Annotated in this window: 16 protein-coding genes and 1 pseudogene; 4 read left to right on the top strand and 13 right to left on the bottom strand. The window is 61.4% G+C overall.

Features of this window, described 5'->3' with window-relative positions:
- Positions 1 to 73 precede the first annotated feature (73 nt).
- On the bottom strand, positions 74 to 1,009 hold the full coding sequence (locus tag PH551_RS25735) for a nucleotidyltransferase and HEPN domain-containing protein (RefSeq protein ID WP_285195591.1): 936 nt from the start codon (positions 1,007 to 1,009) through the stop codon (positions 74 to 76).
- A 658-nt stretch (positions 1,010 to 1,667) separates the two neighbouring features.
- Here PH551_RS25735 and PH551_RS25730 point away from each other — a divergent pair.
- On the top strand, positions 1,668 to 2,588 hold the full coding sequence (locus PH551_RS25730; RefSeq protein WP_285195543.1) for an ArdC family protein: 921 nt from the start codon (positions 1,668 to 1,670) through the stop codon (positions 2,586 to 2,588).
- A 479-nt stretch (positions 2,589 to 3,067) separates the two neighbouring features.
- Here the strand turns inward: PH551_RS25730 and PH551_RS25725 are convergent, their stop codons facing one another.
- The 4 genes and pseudogenes from PH551_RS25725 to PH551_RS25710 all read right to left on the bottom strand — a co-directional run.
- Entirely contained in the window at positions 3,068 to 4,081 is a 1,014-nt protein-coding gene (locus PH551_RS25725) for a methyltransferase (RefSeq protein ID WP_085780946.1), read from the bottom strand.
- A gap of 353 nt (positions 4,082 to 4,434) precedes the next feature.
- On the bottom strand, positions 4,435 to 5,181 hold the full coding sequence (locus PH551_RS25720) for a ribonuclease activity regulator RraA (protein ID WP_285195542.1): 747 nt from the start codon (positions 5,179 to 5,181) through the stop codon (positions 4,435 to 4,437).
- A 21-nt stretch (positions 5,182 to 5,202) separates the two neighbouring features.
- Positions 5,203 to 6,363 (bottom strand): mandelate racemase/muconate lactonizing enzyme family protein, encoded by a 1,161-nt coding sequence (locus PH551_RS25715; protein ID WP_285195541.1) that lies wholly within the window; start codon positions 6,361 to 6,363, stop codon positions 5,203 to 5,205.
- Between the two features lie 33 nt (positions 6,364 to 6,396).
- A pseudogene (locus PH551_RS25710) lies at positions 6,397 to 6,531 on the bottom strand (sugar ABC transporter ATP-binding protein); the annotation flags it as partial.
- Between the two features lie 361 nt (positions 6,532 to 6,892).
- On the opposite strand from PH551_RS25710, the gene PH551_RS25705 reads away from it, so the two are divergent.
- On the top strand, positions 6,893 to 7,177 hold the full coding sequence (locus PH551_RS25705) for a helix-turn-helix transcriptional regulator (RefSeq protein ID WP_085781272.1): 285 nt from the start codon (positions 6,893 to 6,895) through the stop codon (positions 7,175 to 7,177).
- Positions 7,167 to 8,489: a type II toxin-antitoxin system HipA family toxin gene (locus PH551_RS25700; RefSeq protein WP_085780948.1), complete on the top strand. Its 1,323-nt coding sequence runs from the start codon at positions 7,167 to 7,169 to the stop codon at positions 8,487 to 8,489. The genes PH551_RS25705 and PH551_RS25700 overlap by 11 nt, the downstream gene beginning before the upstream one ends.
- Positions 8,490 to 8,630: 141 nt before the next feature.
- On the opposite strand, the gene PH551_RS25695 is transcribed toward PH551_RS25700, so the two are convergent.
- Positions 8,631 to 8,930, bottom strand: a complete 300-nt coding sequence (locus PH551_RS25695; RefSeq protein WP_085780949.1) for a hypothetical protein — start codon at positions 8,928 to 8,930, stop codon at positions 8,631 to 8,633.
- Positions 8,931 to 9,162: 232 nt separating this feature from the next.
- On the opposite strand from PH551_RS25695, the gene PH551_RS25690 reads away from it, so the two are divergent.
- Entirely contained in the window at positions 9,163 to 11,280 is a 2,118-nt protein-coding gene (locus tag PH551_RS25690; RefSeq protein WP_285195540.1) for a carboxy terminal-processing peptidase, read from the top strand.
- A 185-nt stretch (positions 11,281 to 11,465) separates the two neighbouring features.
- Here PH551_RS25690 and PH551_RS25685 read toward each other — a convergent pair whose 3' ends face one another.
- Genes PH551_RS25685 through PH551_RS25655 form a run of 7 tightly spaced genes read right to left on the bottom strand, consistent with a single transcriptional unit; the run spans position 11,466 to position 17,845 of the window.
- Positions 11,466 to 11,819 (bottom strand): cupin domain-containing protein, encoded by a 354-nt coding sequence (locus tag PH551_RS25685; protein ID WP_085780951.1) that lies wholly within the window; start codon positions 11,817 to 11,819, stop codon positions 11,466 to 11,468.
- The gene (locus PH551_RS25680; protein WP_097598874.1) at positions 11,812 to 12,480 is read right to left on the bottom strand and encodes a cysteine hydrolase family protein; all 669 of its coding nucleotides are present in this window, start codon (positions 12,478 to 12,480) and stop codon (positions 11,812 to 11,814) included. Before PH551_RS25680 ends, PH551_RS25685 begins: the two co-directional genes overlap by 8 nt.
- Positions 12,480 to 14,030 carry an ABC transporter ATP-binding protein gene (locus PH551_RS25675; protein ID WP_285195539.1) on the bottom strand — a complete coding sequence of 517 codons (1,551 nt, stop codon included), beginning with the start codon at positions 14,028 to 14,030 and terminating at the stop codon, positions 12,480 to 12,482. Before PH551_RS25675 ends, PH551_RS25680 begins: the two co-directional genes overlap by 1 nt.
- A complete protein-coding gene (gene biuH / locus PH551_RS25670; protein WP_085780954.1) occupies positions 14,027 to 14,728 on the bottom strand; it encodes a biuret amidohydrolase in 702 nt (233 codons plus the stop codon). The genes PH551_RS25675 and biuH overlap by 4 nt, the downstream gene beginning before the upstream one ends.
- A 10-nt stretch (positions 14,729 to 14,738) precedes the next feature.
- Entirely contained in the window at positions 14,739 to 15,755 is a 1,017-nt protein-coding gene (locus tag PH551_RS25665; protein WP_285195538.1) for a formamidase, read from the bottom strand.
- A gap of 33 nt (positions 15,756 to 15,788) precedes the next feature.
- The gene (locus tag PH551_RS25660) at positions 15,789 to 16,715 is read right to left on the bottom strand and encodes an ABC transporter permease (protein ID WP_085780956.1); all 927 of its coding nucleotides are present in this window, start codon (positions 16,713 to 16,715) and stop codon (positions 15,789 to 15,791) included.
- Entirely contained in the window at positions 16,715 to 17,845 is a 1,131-nt protein-coding gene (locus PH551_RS25655) for an ABC transporter permease (protein ID WP_285195537.1), read from the bottom strand. The genes PH551_RS25660 and PH551_RS25655 overlap by 1 nt, the downstream gene beginning before the upstream one ends.
- Positions 17,846 to 17,861 lie beyond the last annotated feature (16 nt).

Below are 17,861 nucleotides of genomic sequence, written 5' to 3'. Positions count from 1 at the left end.
GGGACGGCGGTGGGTTCGAATCAGTTCAACTGCCCCAGACGTAAAATGACCAGAATTTAAGGTTCTGCTCCCCTCAAGAACACTCAGCCGTCTTCCCATCAATACCACCATTTCGCCCCAGCACCTCCAGATGCTCGGAGCATACTGTGTTGACCAGCTCAAGCAACAAAGCCGTTTGCTCCGAAAGCCAGTCGAGAGCCTCCGCGCTGATCTCAAAGTACTTTGAATACCGCGCTTTTACATACGCTTCGTTCAGCGTGTTGAACCAAGCACGCTCGCGGTGCTGATCGCGAGGGAAAGCCTCGGCTAAGCGCCGGTCCTGTTCCTCGGCGAGCGAGCGGAGGAATTTGATATTGTGAGAAGGCGGACCGTAATTGGTTAGCGTCAGCAAGACACAAGAATAGGCCTGTTCAATCGTCTGATGCAGCTCGAAGGCTGCGTTCTCTATATAACGGCGCTCAATCGCTAACATTGCCATCTGAAGAAAGCGCGTGGCTGCCCGAAACCTCTGATCAAAATGGCCGCTCGCGACTTTCCAAAGCTCTGCCGAAGAGAGGGCCTTGGGCTCCGAAAGGGGTTCATCATCCAGTTCGTACAGAACGATGCCTTCCTTGCGGATATCGGAAAAGAAGTACTGCCCCTCTTTGAGATAGGTGTTCACCTCGCGCCTGGAATGGACAATGAAGCTCACTGGCGTTTCTATCGATTTGTCGTGGATCAGCCGGTCGGCTGCCTTGTGCCAGTACTCTGCGAATTCACAAAGCTTGCGGTTGTTGACGACGATGAGCAGATCGAAATCCGAGCGATAACCCTTCATCGTGAAGGGCTCATCCACCCAGCCGCCCTTGGCGTAGGAGCCGAACAGGATGATCTTCAGGATCCGGCCGCGCTTCTTGAATTCCGCCGTGCCGTCTTTCAGCGCATCCTCGAATTCCTCATGGAGAATTTCCAGAACGCGGCCAAGCTCGCGTTGCTTGCGGAGCGGCATATGGTTGAGGGACGTTTTCATGATGAAGAAAATGGCCGCGGCAGCTGACAAATGATTTGAAGAACTCAGATCAGGCGATTCTACACGGGTCGTCTCAAACCACAACCGTAAATGGACTGATGATCCGCCTTGCATAGCGGCGGCCGACGGTGCCGATCTCGCGTATCGATGGCCGTCAACATTCGGACGACATGCCCCGATGACCGGCCGCGAAATCTTGGTGATAGTGGGCTTCCTTTAGCGGCGGCCGGTGGCGCGTGCGGGCTCGTGTCGAGGCAAAGGTGAAGGTCGCCGAGGCCAAGACCAATAAGGTCGGCGCGCCCTTGTACCGCCCCCACACCGGCGAATTCCTGTCAGGTGAACGGCATTGAAGATCGGCTGCATGCTCGCCCTCACGATGGTCAGGCGCGGCGGTTCAGCCAGTGCTCCGGCGATGTGCGATGCGAGCGACGTATCAGCCTTGGATTTGCCGCTCTGTGCCTCCTTCACGACCTCACGATAATGGTGCTGCCATCGCGTCCTGCCCGGCTCTTGGTCCTGCCAGGCTCGCGCCACCGGCAACGGCTTTGCCGTCCTTCACTTCGTTGCGGCCCTGCGGGTGCAGGCGGCGCTTGTTGCCTGGCTTTCGACCCGCCGTAGCAGGTCGCGATGGCCGCGACCTCCAAACGGAGGTTCAGATATGAGCACGCAGCAATCCAATCAACGATCCGATATCTACAGCCGCATCACCGCCAAGATCATTGCCGATCTCGAACAGGGCGTACGGCCATGGACCAGACCCTGGACGACGAAAGATGCGACAGCCGAGGTCAGCCGGCCACTGCGCCATAACGGCCAACCATACACCGGCATCAACGTTCTGCTCCTCTGGTCGGAAGCCATCGCCCGCGGCTTTGCGTCATCAACGTGGATGACCTTTCGCCAGGCAAAGGAGCTCGGCGCCGCCGTCCGCAAGGGCGAAACCGGCACAACCGTCGTCTTCGCCAGCTCATTTATTCGCGCCGAGACGACGGAGACAGGCGCGGAGATCGAACGGGATATTCCATTCCTCAAAACCTACACGGTATTCAATACCGATCAGATCACCGGTCTCGATGGGCGGGCCGAGTGCATTGAGCCCGTCCAGGATCCGATGAGCCGCATCGGCAATGCCGGCCGCTTCTTTGCCAACACGGGCGCACTGATACGGCACGGAGGATCGGCCGCCTATTATGCTGCTGCCCGGGACTACATCCAGATGCCACACCTGGATGCCTTCCGCGACGATGCCTCCTATGTCGCCATCTTGAGCCACGAGATGACGCACTGGACCGCGGCACCCCGAAGGCTTGACCGTGATCTCAGCCGGTACTCCAAGGACCGGAGCGAACGAGCCCGCGAAGAACTCATTGCCGAACTCGGCAGCTGCTTTCTTTGCGCCGATCTCGGCATCGTTCCGGAGCTCGAACCACGCCCCGACCACGCAAGCTATCTCGATGGCTGGCTCAAAGTTCTGGGCAACGAAAAGCGGGCTATCTTTTCAGCGGCAGCGCATGCGCAGCGGGCCGTCGATTACCTGCATGACTTACAGCCGGAGTTCAATGAGGAGGAGGCGGCGTAAGCCGTCTGTTCCTCAGCCATTCATGTCGGATAACTGCGGCACTCACATCTTGCGCGCTCTTATCCCGCAAAAAGCATCGTACGGCGCATCTGCCCCGCATGATCTAATCGTCGGGCTGAAATCGGCAGCAAGCACTGCGTCCTCGAGCGCCCGTGAATACGGACGCCGTGGGTTGTCCAGAACTAGGCGCTCGGCCGTCTTTCAGCTACCGCAGATATCTCACAATCCTAAGCCAGGGTACTCTTCCGCTGCCCGCTACCTGAGGAAGGATCAGCAGGTCGCAGGATTTCTATCCGGGGGTCGTTTCGCAATGCAACTTGTCGGGGTGGCGTGACGCCGCCCCGTGGATAAAGGACCGTCTTTGGCAAAACCTCGCCGGTTGTTACAGTGGTGGGTCGTTGCTGCTAACTTCCAAGAATTCCCAGAAGGACAAACTACGCCATCCAAGGCGCGACACCCGCCGGGGTCGCCGTTCCCGCTCAGTGGGGCTTGAATCCGATCACCATCGAGTCCGGCCCCACCAACGGCTCGACGCGCGTGGAAACGAATCCGGCGTCGCGCATCCAGGCCTGGCAGTCGGCGCCGGTGTAGTCGAACCCTCCGCGGGTCTCGATCAGCATGTTCAAGCTCATCAGCAGGCCGAAGGCGTTGCTGCGGCGTTCATCGTCGATGACGGCGTCGTAGACGATCAGGGCCCCGCCGTTCGGCAGCGCGGCGAAGGCTTTTTCCAGCAGCATCCTCTTCTCGGCAAGATCCCAGTCGTGGAGGATATGCCCCATCACGATCACATCCGCATTCGGCATCGGACTGTCGAAGAAATTGCCCTGTTGGAAGCCGATGCGGTCGCTAAGGCCTTGCCGGGCGACGAACTCGTCAAATATCGGCTGCACGGCGGGGAGGTCGAAGCCGAGTCCCCGGAGATGCGGATGGGCTCGGGCGATCACCACCGGCACCATTCCTTGCGCCGCGCCCACATCGGCGAAGGTCGTGTATTTCGACCAGTCGAACTTGGCGGCGATCGCCTGCGCCGGACCGGCGCTGATCCCGCTCATCGCCTCGAGGAACCCGCGCAGCCGTGCCGGTTCCGCGTATATCGCAGCAAAGAGGTCCTCGCTGTACTTGGCTTCGTTCTGCGGCTCTCCGGTCTGCAGGGCTTCGGTAAGCGAGCCCCAGAAACCGTATAGCCGGGCATTGGCCATTTCGAGGATGCCGCCGATATAGGATGGCTTCGCCTTGTCGAGGAAGAGTTCCGCATCGATGGCATTGCGATAGCGGCCGTCCTCGCGTTCGAGCAGCTTCAGGGCCACCAGGGCATCGAGGAAGTCGCGGGCCGAACGGGGATGCAGTTTCAGCCTGGCCTGCAGGTCGCTCAGGTCGGCCGGGCCGGCTGCGAGCTCGGTGAAGACGCCGAGCTCGACGGCGCTGAGCATGGCTTTGGAGGCCCAGAACCCCATGCCAAGCTGCATGATGTTGTCCGGCGTCGTCGCGCCCATCGCTCGTCTCCTCGTAGATTGTGTCGTCGAACGGCACCTGGAATTGGTGCGGTAACCGCCGACGGCGCTGCGAAGCCGAGGACGTTCCGTCTCGTCGAGGCACCCTCCGAGTAAAACTAAAGCGTTTTATGATGGGGGGCAATTAATCAAGATTCACTAGCCAAGAGCCCAACGGCTGAGCGGCGATACCGACAGCTGACTTTCACAGCGAAGTCGGATCGCAATGTACGCATTTGGTGCGGTTGCGAACACCTAAACCGCATCAGCCCCGCGCCGAGGGCGAATGCGACGCAGTGCCTATTCCGCAGGGCGACGCCTCACAAAGTTCGTCGCCTTCTGGAGCAATCCGTTGTCTAGATTGTTCCCGGGCGGTTTCCTTTGCGCCACTCTTCGTACTCTGTGCGGGCATCGTCATGCAGCGGATAGTAGCGCTGCAACGACCCGCCCTCCATAAGCTTGGCTCGCGAGAACTCCTCCCAATCGTGATGCTTTTGCGATTCTTCGATTACCTTCGGTGCCATTGCGACTGGAAGCATCACCACCCCATCATCGTCGGCGACGATGATGTCTCCGGGGATGACCGTGACACCGCCGCAGGCAATCGGGACGTTGACGGCGTTTGGATAGATGCTGGTCTGCACATGGTAGTTGGGCGTCCAGCCGCGCAGCCAGAGGGCGAGATCGAGCTTTTCGACATTGGGCCGATCGCGCATGCACCCATCGATCACGATGCCAGCGCCGCCTCTGCCTTTGAAATAGGTCGACATCATATCGCCGAAGACGCCCGAGCTCATGTCGCCGCGCGCGTCGACCACGACCACATCGCCCTCCTGCACGTGATAGAGCACGTGCCGGTGCAGCTGCGTCTCCGGATCTGCATATTCTCCCTCGGTGAAAAGGTCGGGCCGCTGCGGCAGGAACTGAAGCGTCAGGGCCGGGCCGACGATCGACTTCCCGCGGCTTTGCGATACCGGGCCGACCATATGCGGATTGCGGAAGCCCATGTGGCCGAGCGTACCGGCAATGGTCGCGGCGCCGATCTCCTTCAGCGCGTCGATCATGTCTCTGGGCGGTCGCGTAATCTCGGGCGTATGCGTCATTTTAGGCTCCGGTGAATGAAGCTACCAGTTGGTGACAGAACCGTCGCGGCGCTTCAGGTGGGGCGCCTCCCAGAAACGAAAGCTCTCCGCCTTGACCGCCTCTTCGTTCACCTCGACGCCGAGACCCGGCAGATCGCTGACCGGATAGTCCGGGCCGTCGAGCCGTGGTTGCACTGGGAAGAAGTCGGAATTGTCGAAGCCGAGCTTCGCTTCGGGTGCCCTGGTCTCGAGCCAGGCGAAATTTGACACCGCCGCGGCAAGATGGATGGTCGCGGCCGTGCAGACTGGACCAAGGGGATTGTGCGGCATCAGGTCCACATAGTGCGCCTCGCTCCAGCCAGCGACCTTCATCGCTTCGGTGAGCCCGCCCACATTGCACACATCGAGCCGGTTGAACTGATGGATGCCACGCTCGATGTAGGGCAGGAACTGCCACTTGCTGGCAAATTCCTCCCCAATGGCAAGCGGGATGTCGGTCATTCTGCGCAGGGATTCGTATGCCCCAGGTGTTTCGTCTCGGATCGGCTCCTCGAGGAAATCAAGCACGCCACGGCCGAGCTTGTTGCAGAAGCTCGCGGCCTCTGCCACCGACAGCCGATGATGGTAGTCGATGCCGAGAACGACGTCATCGCCGAGCGCCTCGCGCGCCCTGTTCAGCATCCGTGCGGTAGGCCCGATCGACTCCCGCGGCTCGAAGATGTCCTTGCTGCTTTGCCCGAAGGGGAAGAAACGGATCGCCTGCCAACCCTGTGCGCGCAGTTCGCGGGCTCGTTCGATGGCAACCTCGCCTTCGGCCTCGTCGCCGGTCGAGGCGAAGGTCGGAATGCGGTCGCGCTGCTTGCCGCCCAGCAGTTCGTAGGCTGGAACCCCCAGCGCCTTGCCCTTGATGTCGTGAAGGGCAATGTCGATCGCGGAAATCGCCGCCTGCAGGACGCGCCCGCTTTCGAAATATTGGCTGCGATAAAGCTCCTGCCAGATCCGACCGATCTGCATCGGGTCGCGACCGATGAGAAACTCGCGATAGTGCTCGATCGCGCCGGCCACGGCCTTCTCGCGACCGCTCAAGCCGCTCTCGCCCCAGCCGAAGATCCCGCTGTCGGTCTCGATCTTGACCAGCATCTGGTTGCGCGTTCCAACCCATACAGGATAGGGCTTGATCGCCGTCATTTTAAGCTTCGTCATCCACGCCCTCGTTTCACACGCATCCGCGTGGTCTCAGCTGGCCTTCAGTGCCATTTCCGTTTCACCGTCGAACAGATGCATCCGCTCCTGATCGAACTCGAGCCAGATCTCTTCGTCGGGCGCGACGGCGATTGTCGGCGGCACGCTGACATTGACGATCGCGCCGCGCTGCATCGAGCGGATCGAACGCTGGAAGGGTCAGGCCGAGGCGTATCGCAGCGCTGAGATCGAGGTGACGCCGTCCACGCGGCCGCCCCGCAGATTTCGCCCCATTGGCCGGGCACCACCGGCCCAAACCGCCCCTCCACTCTATCGCACCGCCGCGGCCCGGCACCTGATGTTCAAAATTATGGCCGCGAGCCACCTTTATGACCAATCAAATGAACAAACCTTGACAAGACGCCCCACGCATGGCAAAATGTACAAAATTCTGGACATGACATGGCCTCACGTCCAGTCAAATGAACAAAGCGGTATAATCGTGCCCCGTCAGAGAAGCTACTCCAGAGTCACGCACCAGGCGCTCACCATGCTCGGCAAGCTGATCCGCGTCGGCCGCGCCGAGCGCGGCCTGACCGCACAGGAACTAGCCAACCGCGCCGGCATCAGCCGCACGACCCTGTCCAGCATCGAAAAAGGCGCGCCGGGCCCGGAGATCGGCATCGTATTCGAAGTCGCCTCAATCGTTGGTGTGCGCCTGTTCGACTATGACGAACGCACTCTCCACCTGCACAACGCCCGCCTTGACGAAAAACTGACCCTGATGCCGAAGAGCGTCCGCCACAGTGTGAAGGAGGTCGATGATGACTTCTAAGGCGGACGCTACCAAATCCTTTGTCTGGATGTGGCTGCCGGGGGCGACGGAACCAGTCGTGGCCGGCCGCCTCGACCAGGATGGCGAGCGCCTGCTCTATACCTACGGCGCCAGCTACCGCCGCCGGAACAACGCTATTTCCATCTATGAGCCGGAACTGCCGCTTCAGGAAGGCGTCATTGCGCCTATCAACGGCCTGCAAATGGCAAGCTGCATTCGCGACGGCTCGCCGGACGCCTGGGGCCGCCGTGTCATCATCAACAGGCTGACGGGTAAGAAACCCGACGCTGCCGGCGTGCCGGAGATCAGCGAGTTGACCTTCCTGCTCCAGTCAGGCTCCGACCGGATTGGCGCCCTCGACTTTCAGGCATCGGCCACGGAGTACGTCCCCCGCCTTACTGCGCAAGCTTCGCTCGACGAACTCCTCGAAGCGGCTGAACTCATCGAAAAAGGCGTCCCTCTTACTTCGGCACTCGACCAGGCCCTTAATCACGGCACCTCGATCGGTGGCGCGCGTCCAAAGGCGCTAATCGACGACGACACGAAGAAGTTCATCGCGAAATTCTCGGCGACCAACGACACCTACAGCGTTGTGAAGGCCGAGTTCATCGCGATGAAGCTGGCGACTGCGTGCGGTCTCAACGCCGCTTCAATATCCATGACCCGTGCCGCGCAAAAGGACGTGCTGCTGATCGAGCGCTTCGACCGCAGCCACACCAAAAACGGCTGGACGCGCCACGCCATGGTCTCGGCCCTGACCATGCTGGGCCTTGATGAGATGATGGCCCGCTACGCCTCCTACGAAGACCTCGCCGAATTGATCCGCCACCGCTTTACAGATCCGAAGGAAACGCTCAAGGAGCTCTACGGGCGGATTTGCTTCAACGTATTGTGCGGGAACACCGACGACCATGCCCGCAACCATGCGGCGTTCTGGGACGGCAAATGGCTGACCCTGACCCCCGCTTATGACATCTGCCCGCAAGGCCGCACAGGCAACGAAGCCACGCAGGCGATGCTGATCAAGGGTGAGAGCCGCGCCAGCACGCTCTCCACCTTGCTCGCTGCCGCGCCCGACTATCACCTGAAAGAGGCGGAAGCCGGCGCGCTTATCGAACACCAGATCACGACCATCGCCGAACGCTGGCAAGAGGTCTGCGACGAGGCCGAACTAAGCCCCGTCGACCGCAAACTGTTCGCCGCGCGTCAGTTTCTCAACAGCTATGCCCTCGAAGGCCTCGGAAACCACAAGGCACTGCAGGACGCATTCCGCACCGCGCGCGAAACCCTGATCTCCAGCGGAGGGGCCTGACGCTGACCGCGGCTCAAAAGAGGCGCATGGCCTGGAGCCTTCCTTCGCTCCCTCGGCCGTGTCATGGACTGCGGAGCAGACCGCCTCGGGACTGCGGTGGTGTTGTAGCTGCTGTGTTCGTTGGGATAACTGTCTGGCTCCTTAAATCCCCGACCCGTCGAGCTGCTGTTCGTCTTCGCCTTCCCAGGGCGAGGGCATCGAGGCGCGATTGGCAGAGGGCATCGGCATCCAGCATTTCAACTCCGGCTCGGCATATTCAATGATGTGCCCGGGCGAAGAATCCGAGGCGCGCCAGCCTTCTCCCCCGAACTGATCGCCATGCGACCAGTAGGCGAGGTCGACTTCCGCCGGCCCCTGTTCGGATGCTCGGATCGTCACCAGGATGCGGCTGCCGTCTCTCGGTGCGCTTGCCATCTGGCGCCAGCGGTCTTGCTCGTCCATCATGTTCCTCCTGCCTTGCTGCTGCTCAACTGTCGCCTCGCCGCCGAAAGCGGTCAACCCAAACTTTGCGAGCGCAGGGGGGTGCGGGCTTGCCCGCCGTCGCAATATTCATTCCCGGATCGTTTTTTCTGGCTTCGCCGGCCAACAATTCTCACCTGCTTGCCAAAAAACCACAATTGCCTCACTTAGTTCATACATCCACCCTCGGCCTTAAGAATTGGATCAAGACTGAATGCGCATAGCCTATGTTTTTCTCGGTGCATTTCTTGCACTCGCCCCGTCCGCCTATGCCGAGGTCGCAGCGCCACCCGTCTTGAAGCCGCTGACGCGGCAGGCCCAGGCGGCTGAATTGAGCGCGCAATTTCTGTCGCGATACAGCTACAAGCCGGTTCCGCTCGACGATGCTCTCTCGGCGAGGGTGATGGATCAGTTCATCAAGTCGCTTGATCCCGACCGCATGCTCTTCCTGCAGGCCGACATCGACAAGTTCATGGCTGACCGCAACGAGATCGACGACGCCATCGAGCGGCAGGACCTGAAGATCCCCTTTGCCATCTTCAACGCCTATGAACGGCGCGTCGTCGACCGCATGACCTATGCGCGCAGCCTGCTCAAGCAGGGCTTCGACTTCAGCGGCAAGGAAGATTATGCAGTGCTGCGCGACAAGGCGCCCTGGCCGCAGTCGGAAGCCGAAAGCAACGATCTCTGGCGCAAGCGCGTCAAAAACGACTGGCTGCGGCTGAAGCTCGGCGGCAAGGACGATGCGGCCATTCGCGAGACGCTCGACAAACGCTATGAGAACACGCTCGAGCGCGCCTACAAGTTCAAGAGCGACGACGTCTTCCAGTCCTTCATGGACGCCTATTCGAATTCGATCGACCCGCACACGGATTATTTCGGTGCGACTGCTTCGGCCGATTTCAACGTCTCGATGAAGCTGTCGCTGTTCGGCATCGGCGCGGTTCTGCAGGAGCGGGACGATTATACGACGATCCGCGAACTCGTGCCCGGTGGGCCGGCGCAGCTCTCCGGCAAGCTCGCCGTCGGCGACCGCATCACCGGCGTCGGCCAGGGCAAGGACGGGCCGATCAAGGAAGTGGTGGGCACCCGTCTCGATGAGGTCGTGCAGATGATCCGCGGCAAGAAAGGCTCGGTGGTGCGGCTCGACATCCTGCCGGCCGATGCCGGCGCCGACGGCGTGCATCGCGTCGTCAGCCTGGTGCGCGACAAGATCAGCCTCGACAAGCAGGCCGCCAGGAAGACCGTGCTGTCGGTGAAGGCAGGCGAGACCACCCGCAAGATCGGCATCATCACCCTGCCGGTCTTTTATGAGGATTTTGAAGCCAAGAACAAGGGCGACAAGGATTACAAGAGCGCCAGCCGCGATGTCGCCAAGCTTCTCGGCGAACTGAGCGAGGAAAAGGTCGACGGCGTTCTCATCGATCTTCGCAACAATGGCGGCGGTTCGCTTGATGAGGCGATCGATCTAACCGGCCTCTTCATTGGCAAGGGCCCGGTCGTTCAGCAGCGCGCCGGCAACGGCAAGATCGAGGTCAAGAGCGCCGACCTTAAAACGCCTGCCTGGACGGGCGCATTGGGCGTTCTGATCAACCGCGGCTCGGCTTCGGCTTCGGAGATTTTTGCCGCGGCAATCCAGGATTATGGCCGCGGCGTGATCATCGGCGAGCCGAGTTTCGGCAAGGGCACGGTTCAGACAGTCGTCGATCTTGACCAGGTGGTGCACAACAGCAAACCCGAATTCGGGGAACTGAAGGTGACGATCGCCCAGTTTTTCCGGATCAACGGCGGCACGACGCAGCTGCGCGGCGTTACCCCCGATATCAGCCTGCCGGGACTGTCGGATCTGGCGAACTTCGGCGAGACCAGTTATGACAATGCCCTGCCATGGGCGGAGATCAAGCCGGCGAAATATGCGATGGAAGGTGATGTTACGGCATTGCTGCCGGCTTTGCAGAGCCGCCATGATGCGCGGGTCAAGGGCGATCAGGATTTCCAGCGTCTGCTGCAGGACATCGCCGATCTGAAGGCGCAGCGCGAGAAGGGCGTCGTTTCCCTGAACGAAGCCGAACGCCGCAAGGAAGCGGCCGCCCGGGAAGCCCGGTTCAAGGCGCGCGCCGAAGCCGGCGATGGCGACGATCTTGCCGGCGACGACGGCCTGCAGGCGGATGAGCGCAGCCTGAGTGCCGATATCGCCATGGAAAATGCCCGCAAGAAGGCGAAGGACGTCCTGCTCGACGAGGCCGCCGCCATTGTCGGGGACGAGGCGGATTTGCAGGGCGGCGATGTAGAGGCAGCCACGAAGCCGTCGGGAAAGGCGGAGCAGAAATAGGCGGCGCCGATAAACTGCACTATGTCGTTTGGAATGCGCTAACCGGTGATGATGCGAGATGTCCGTTTAACGACAGTTCGAATCTGCTCAACTGCAAGTCATTCCAAGGGGGCTGGAACTGGAAGCGGAAGTTTTATCAACTCCATCGATCTGCCAATCCCGGCCGCGCGGTGGTATCGTTTGCTTCATACTGTTTTCTCTTCCAGTATTCTGACGGGCCGGTCCCACTGGATGAGGACGACGCAGCCGGTTTCGCTCCAGACCGAGTGCTCGGTGCCGGGCCCGTTGACAATGTAGCTGCCGCGGCCGTAATCGCCCGCTTCATCCGATTGCACGCCGTCGAGCACGAGAATTGTTTCGAGCCCCTCATGCCGGTGGCGGGGAACGCCGGCGCCGGCTTCATATTTCAGCAGCGCTACTCCTGGCTGATCACCCTCAAAGGGTCGGATCCAGTGGATCGTCACCTGATCGCGGAAGGGGCCGAACTCGAGATCCTTCCAGCCACCTGAGGTCAGCAATTCGCGGGTTGTTTCAGGCATGGGCGATGCTTTCCAATATCGCGTCGACATGAGCCGTCCAGCCGACGATTGCACCCTGGGCGCGGATCATGGCGATGGCTGCGGCCTTGAACTCCGGAAAATAGCTTTCCGTGGCCTCCTCGGCGAGCAGGCATTCATAGCCGCGGTCGTTGGCCTCACGCATGGTGGTCTGCACGCAGACTTCGGTCGTCACGCCTGCGAAAACCAGCTGTTTGATACCTTTCTGCTGCAGCACTTCGCCGAGCTTGGTCGCATAGAAGGCGCCCTTGCCCGGTTTTTCGATGACGACCTCGCCTTTGACCGGAGCAAGCTCCGGCAGAATTGCTGTCCCGGGCTCGCCGGAGATCAGGATGCGGCCCATGGGACCTTCGTCGCCGATCCTGAGTGTCGGATTGCCGCGGTCGCGTTTCGCCGGCGGCAGATCCGAAAGATCGGGCCGATGGCATTCCATCGTGTGAATGACCGGCAGCCCGGCATAACGAAAGCCCTGGATGAGTCGTTTGACATCGGGCACGATCCTGGTGATGCGGCTGACATCATTGCCGAGGCTGGCGCCGAAGCCGCCGGGCTCGGCAAAGTCACGCTGCATGTCGATGACGATCAGGGCGAGCTGGTCGTGCTTCACCGGAAAGGCGAAGGGTTCTGCCTTGATCTCCGCCATCAGTGATGCCCCGCCATATGGGCGCCGATCACGCCGATGTCGGCTGAGCGGGCCGGCGTTTCGTAGACCAGCCTACCTTCGGAAATCACCATGATGCGATCGGACATCTCCAGCAGCTCGTCGAGGTCCTCGGAGAGCAGCAACACGGCAGCGCCGGCATTGCGCGCTTTCATGATGCGGGCGCGGATTTCGGCGACGGCCGAGAAATCGAGGCCGAAGCACGGGTTCGAGACGATGAGCAGATCCACCTTGCCGGTGAGTTCACGGGCAAGCACGGCGCGCTGCACATTGCCGCCGGAAAGTGCCGCGATCGGCGAGGCAGACGAGGCTGTCTTCACCTTGAAATCGAAAATCAGCGCCGCGGCGCGCTTCCTCATCTTGCCCTTGTTCAGCCAGATCGCGTCCTTGCCATCTGCTTTGAGGTCAAACGTTCGAAAGGCGAGATTTTCGCTGACCGTCATGCGCGGAGCACAGGCATTCTGCAGCGGCTCCTCGGGAATAAAACGGACATTGTTCTTGCGCGTCTCGGGCCGTGTCGCGCGGTAGGCGTCGCCGTTGACGATAACGCGGCCGGTCTCCGTGGGGCGCTGGCCGGCGAGGATTTCGGTCAATTCCTTCTGGCCATTTCCTGATATCCCGGCGATGCCGACGATCTCGCCGGCGTGAACCATGAGCTCGTCGATTTCGATGGTCTTGAGACCTGAGCGGTCAGGCGCCTTGACCTGCTCGACCTTGAGGACCGGCTTGACGCTCTGCGGGGTGGGAACGCGGCTGTCGAGCTCGGCGAGCTTGACGTCGCCGATCATCATCGTCGCCATCTCGGCTGTGGAGACTTCCCCGACTTTTCCAGAGCCGACAAGCATGCCCCGCCGCAGAATCGAGACGGCATCGGCAAATTTAGTCACCTCGTGGAACTTGTGGGAGATCATCAACACGGTCAGTTCGCCGCGCTCGGTCATTCCACGCACGAGGCCGAGCATCTCGTCGGCTTCTGCGGGCGTCAGCACCGAGGTCGGCTCGTCGAGGACCAGAAAGGAGCGGCCGAGATAGAGCTGCTTGACGATCTCGAGCTTCTGTTTCTCGCCGGCGGCCAGTTCGCTCACCGGGCGAGCCAGGGGGATCTGAAAGGGCATGCGCTCCATGAAGGCGGCGAGATCCTTCCGCTCCTTCGCCCAATTGATGACAGCAGGGACTTCGGCGCGGCTGATGACGAGGTTTTCGGCACCCGTTAGCGACGGGACCAGCGTGAAGTGCTGATAGACCATGCCGAGGCCATAGGTCGCCGCGTCCCTGGGCGATGCGATCGCCACTTCGCGACCATCGATGGAGAGCGAGCCCGCCGTCGCGTGATAAAAGCCCATGATGCATTTGACGAGCGTCGACTTGCCGGCGCCGTTCTCGCCGAGCAGGGCGTGGAAACTGCCGGACGGCACCTTGATCGAGACATGGTCAAGCGCGGTGAAGCTGCCGAAGCGCATCGTCATGTCGATCGTGTCGATGCCGACGGCCTTGCCGGGTTGCGGGAGCGGGGTGTCGCGGATCGTGCTCATGGCAGCTGGCTCACGAGCGTTGCGGAATTGGAAACCGAGCCGAAGACGCCGCCCTGCATTTTCACCATCTTGATCGCGGCGAGATGGTTGCCGTAGTCGGTCGCGCCGCAGCAGTCTTCCAGCAGCAGGCATTCGAAGCCGCGATCATTGGCCTCGCGCATGGTGGTGGACACGCAGACATCCGTCGTGATGCCTGTGAGGATGATGTTTTCGATACGCTTCCGGTTGAGGATCAGCTCCAGGTCGGTGGCGCAGAAGGAGCCCTTGCCGGGCTTGTCGATGATCGCCTCGCCTTCAATCGGATAGAGTTCCGGGATGATGTCCCAGCCCGGCTCGCCGCGTGTGAGGATGCGCCCGCACGGGCCTGGATCGCCGATGCCTGCGCCGATCCGCTGTGAACGCCAGCGCTTGTTGGCCGGCAGGTCGGCGAGATCAGGCCGATGACCCTCGCGGGTGTGGATGATGTGGTAGCCCTTCGCGCGCATGGCGGCCAACACCTTCTTGATGGGCTCGATAGGCGCCTGGACCAGGGACAGGTCGTATCCCATGTGGTCGACATAGCCGCCCTTGCCGCAGAAATCCGTCTGCATGTCGATGATGATGAGAGCGGTATTGTCCGCACGCAGGGCGCCGTTATAAGGCCAGGCATAGGGATCGGCGTCGATATAATGTCCTTTGGTTTCGACCATGGCGTCCATCGCTTTTCTCCTATTCACCCGCGAGTTTGAATGTTTCGCCGTAGCGGCGCGTCGGCTTGTTGAAGCCGCAGGACGTACCGTCCGTGACCTTCACCTGATCCTCCCAGGGGAGGCGGTATTTGCCGGCGATGAGATCGTGCATGTAGGTATAGGGTGCATCATCAGCCCCGCCGGCGACGGCGACATAGCCGCGATGACCGAATTGGTAGATGTTGTTTTCCACACTCCAGCCGAGCCGCGCCTCGCGCACAAGATCCGGTCGCACTTCGGCCGTGATGATCTCGTTGACGCGGCCGGACGTGCCGTGAGCGATGATCGAGCCGTCGAAATTGCAGATCATGCCTTCGCCCATCGAGTCGAACGTGCCGTCGGAGCCGCACATGCAGACGCTCGCTGTAACCATGAGATTGCAGAAGGCGTTCGACTGGTTGGTGAAGCGCCACGCTTCGCGGATCGGCGCTGTATAGCCGGCCGTGCGGATCATGATTTCCGCACCCTTATAGGCGCATTCGCGCGCCATCTCCGGGAACATGCCGTCATGGCAGATGATGAGCGCGAGCTTGGCTCCCTTCGGGCCGTCGATGACGGGAATACCGACATTGCCTGGCTCCCATGGTTCGACCGGCACCCAGGGATGCATCTTGCGGTAATAGAGCTTGAGCTCGCCCTTATCGTCGATGATTAAACCGGAATTATAGGGCACGCCCTCCGGGTTCAACTCCATGATCGAGAAGCAGCCCCAGATCGCGTTGTCCCTGCAGGCTTTCTTGAAGGCAGAGACCTCCGGTCCATCGAGCGTGCACATGATCTCCGGATTGATATCCATCGACAGTCCGTGCAGGGCATATTCCGGAAAGACGACCAGATCCATGCCGGGCTGGTTGCGCCGCGCCTTGCCGACGAGATCGACGATCGCCTGTGTCTGGCGGGCAAGGTCTTGCCTCGTGGCCGTGACGGGAAGCTGCAGTTGGACGAGGCCAATTCCGACGCCGTATTCCGATTTGTTCAAACCGCCGAGGCCGTTCATGGTTGGCTCCTTTCAGGCCCATGTCGTTCGGGCTCATTTCGTGAGGGAAAGCGCGCCAGGCGCGCCGGCAAGCGAACGGGTGGGTGATGAGGTCGCGATCATGATGACGAGGGTGAGCACGTAGGGGGCAGCATAGAAGAGGTAATAGCCCTGGGTCACGCCGATCGATTGCAACGCCGGCCCGAGCGCACCGGCGCCGCCGAATAGCAGCGCGGCGAGGAAGCAGCCGATCGGGTTCCAGCGGGCGAAGATGACGAGTGCGACGGCCATCAAGCCTTGACCTGAAGAAATGCCCTCGTTCCACGATCCGGGATAATAGAGCGATAGGTAGGCGCCGCCGATCGCCGCCAGCGACCCGCCGACGGCAGTGGCCAGCAGGCGCACCTGATCCGGATTGATGCCCATGGCGCGCGCCGCATCCGTGCTGTCACCGACGACGCGCAGGATGAGGCCCAGCCGGGTATTCCGGAAGGCCCACCAGAGGGTGAAGGCCAGCAAGGCCCCCAGGATGAAGAGAACATTGATGTTCAGCGCTGCCTGGATCTGCGGCAGGCTCGACCAGAAACCGAAGGGAATCGACGGCAGATGCGGCGCTGCAGGCTGAATGAAGGACTTGCCGAGGAAGAAGGCGAGGCCCAGGCCGAACTGCATCATGGCGATGCCGATCGCGATGTCGTTCACCTTCGGCCATTTGCAGATCCAGCCGTGAACGAGACCGAAGATGGCGCCGGTCGCCATTGCGGCGAGCACGCCGAGCCAGGGCGAGTTGGTCATGACGGCTACGGCGTAGGCCGTCATCGCACCGAAGACGAGCGTCCCTTCCAGGCCGAGATTGATGCGGCCGGAGCGCTCGGTGATCGTCTCGCCGAGGCTGACGAAGATGAAGGGGGTGGATACGCGGATGGCGCCCGCCAGGATCGCGAGCGGCACGCCCCAGATCCCGATGCCCGTCTCTTCCATCAGAGGCTCCTTTTCCAGAGGTCGGGATTGAAGATCTTGAAGCGCCCGTAGAAGGTCTCGCAGAAGAGGATGATGATGAAGACCGTACCCTGCAGCACCAGCACGGTGGCATCGGGCAGGCCCATGCGGCGCTGGATGAGGCCGCCGGAAGCATCGATGCCCCCGAGCAGGATCGCGACCGGGATGATCGCCAGCGGATTGTGGCGGGCGAGGAAGGCGACGAGGATGCCCGTATAGCCATAACCCGCGGCGAGCGAGGCATTGGCGCTTCCCTGGACGGCCACGACCTCGATCATGCCGGCAAGACCTGCGAAGCTGCCGGCGATCGCGGAAAAGCCTGCGATCAGCCTGCCGACCGGCAGACCTTGGATCTGGGCGGCGCGCACATTGCCGCCGGCGATGCGTGCCGCAAAACCGAAGCTCGTCACCTCGATCAATATCCAGGAGAGGATGCAGGCGAGGATGCCGATCACGAGGCCCCAATGCACATCCATGCCGGGAATGTTGCCGAGCATGTATTCGGGCGGCAGCGGCTTGGTCGAGGGCTTGTTGAGACTGGCCGGATCGCGTAGCGGCCCCTCGACGAACTGATTCATCAGAGCGATGGCGATATAGGAGAGCAGCAGCGAAGAAATGGTTTCGTTGACGCCGCGGTAATGGCGCAGGAAGCCGGCAAAGCCGATCCAGATGCCGCCGACGACCATGGCGGCAATCGCCATCAGAACAAGAGCGGGAAACACGGGGGCCGCGCCGACAAGCGGCATGGCCATGGCTGCGGCGGCAACGCCGCCCAACACGACCGCTCCTTCCCCGCCGATGATGACGAGGCCGAGGCGGGCGGGCAGGGCGACGCAGAGTGCCGTCAGGAGAAGGGGTGCGGCACGGCTTAAGCTGTTCTGCACCGAAAACCAGCTGCCGAAGCCGCCGGTATACATGAGCTGGAAGAGCATGGTCGGCGATTTGCCGACCGCCAGGATGAAGAGGGAGAAGAGCCCGAGCCCGATCAGGATGGCCGCAAGGCCGATGACCACAGGTTCCGCCCTGCGTGCGATCCATTCGAGCAGGGGACGCAGCGCGGCTGGGTTGTCGGAAGCGACTGGCATTGCGGGATCATTGGCCTGAACGGTCATGGCGCTTCTCCCTCAC

This window comes from Rhizobium atlanticum (assembly GCF_030182485.1).
In the GTDB taxonomy this organism is placed as follows: domain Bacteria; phylum Pseudomonadota; class Alphaproteobacteria; order Rhizobiales; family Rhizobiaceae; genus Rhizobium.
This window is presented reverse-complemented; position numbering and strand designations above follow the sequence as displayed.

Coding starts and splice junctions, on each gene's coding strand:
- PH551_RS25735 (WP_285195591.1), bottom strand. CDS start 1,009: ATGAAAACGTCCCTCAACCATATGCCGCTCCGCAAGCAACGCGAGCTT.
- PH551_RS25730 (WP_285195543.1), top strand. CDS start 1,668: ATGAGCACGCAGCAATCCAATCAACGATCCGATATCTACAGCCGCATC.
- PH551_RS25725 (WP_085780946.1), bottom strand. CDS start 4,081: ATGGGCGCGACGACGCCGGACAACATCATGCAGCTTGGCATGGGGTTC.
- PH551_RS25720 (WP_285195542.1), bottom strand. CDS start 5,181: ATGACGCATACGCCCGAGATTACGCGACCGCCCAGAGACATGATCGAC.
- PH551_RS25715 (WP_285195541.1), bottom strand. CDS start 6,363: ATGACGAAGCTTAAAATGACGGCGATCAAGCCCTATCCTGTATGGGTT.
- PH551_RS25705 (WP_085781272.1), top strand. CDS start 6,893: ATGCTCGGCAAGCTGATCCGCGTCGGCCGCGCCGAGCGCGGCCTGACC.
- PH551_RS25700 (WP_085780948.1), top strand. CDS start 7,167: ATGACTTCTAAGGCGGACGCTACCAAATCCTTTGTCTGGATGTGGCTG.
- PH551_RS25695 (WP_085780949.1), bottom strand. CDS start 8,930: ATGGACGAGCAAGACCGCTGGCGCCAGATGGCAAGCGCACCGAGAGAC.
- PH551_RS25690 (WP_285195540.1), top strand. CDS start 9,163: ATGCGCATAGCCTATGTTTTTCTCGGTGCATTTCTTGCACTCGCCCCG.
- PH551_RS25685 (WP_085780951.1), bottom strand. CDS start 11,819: ATGCCTGAAACAACCCGCGAATTGCTGACCTCAGGTGGCTGGAAGGAT.
- PH551_RS25680 (WP_097598874.1), bottom strand. CDS start 12,480: ATGGCGGAGATCAAGGCAGAACCCTTCGCCTTTCCGGTGAAGCACGAC.
- PH551_RS25675 (WP_285195539.1), bottom strand. CDS start 14,030: ATGAGCACGATCCGCGACACCCCGCTCCCGCAACCCGGCAAGGCCGTC.
- biuH (WP_085780954.1), bottom strand. CDS start 14,728: ATGGACGCCATGGTCGAAACCAAAGGACATTATATCGACGCCGATCCC.
- PH551_RS25665 (WP_285195538.1), bottom strand. CDS start 15,755: ATGAACGGCCTCGGCGGTTTGAACAAATCGGAATACGGCGTCGGAATT.
- PH551_RS25660 (WP_085780956.1), bottom strand. CDS start 16,715: ATGGAAGAGACGGGCATCGGGATCTGGGGCGTGCCGCTCGCGATCCTG.
- PH551_RS25655 (WP_285195537.1), bottom strand. CDS start 17,845: ATGACCGTTCAGGCCAATGATCCCGCAATGCCAGTCGCTTCCGACAAC.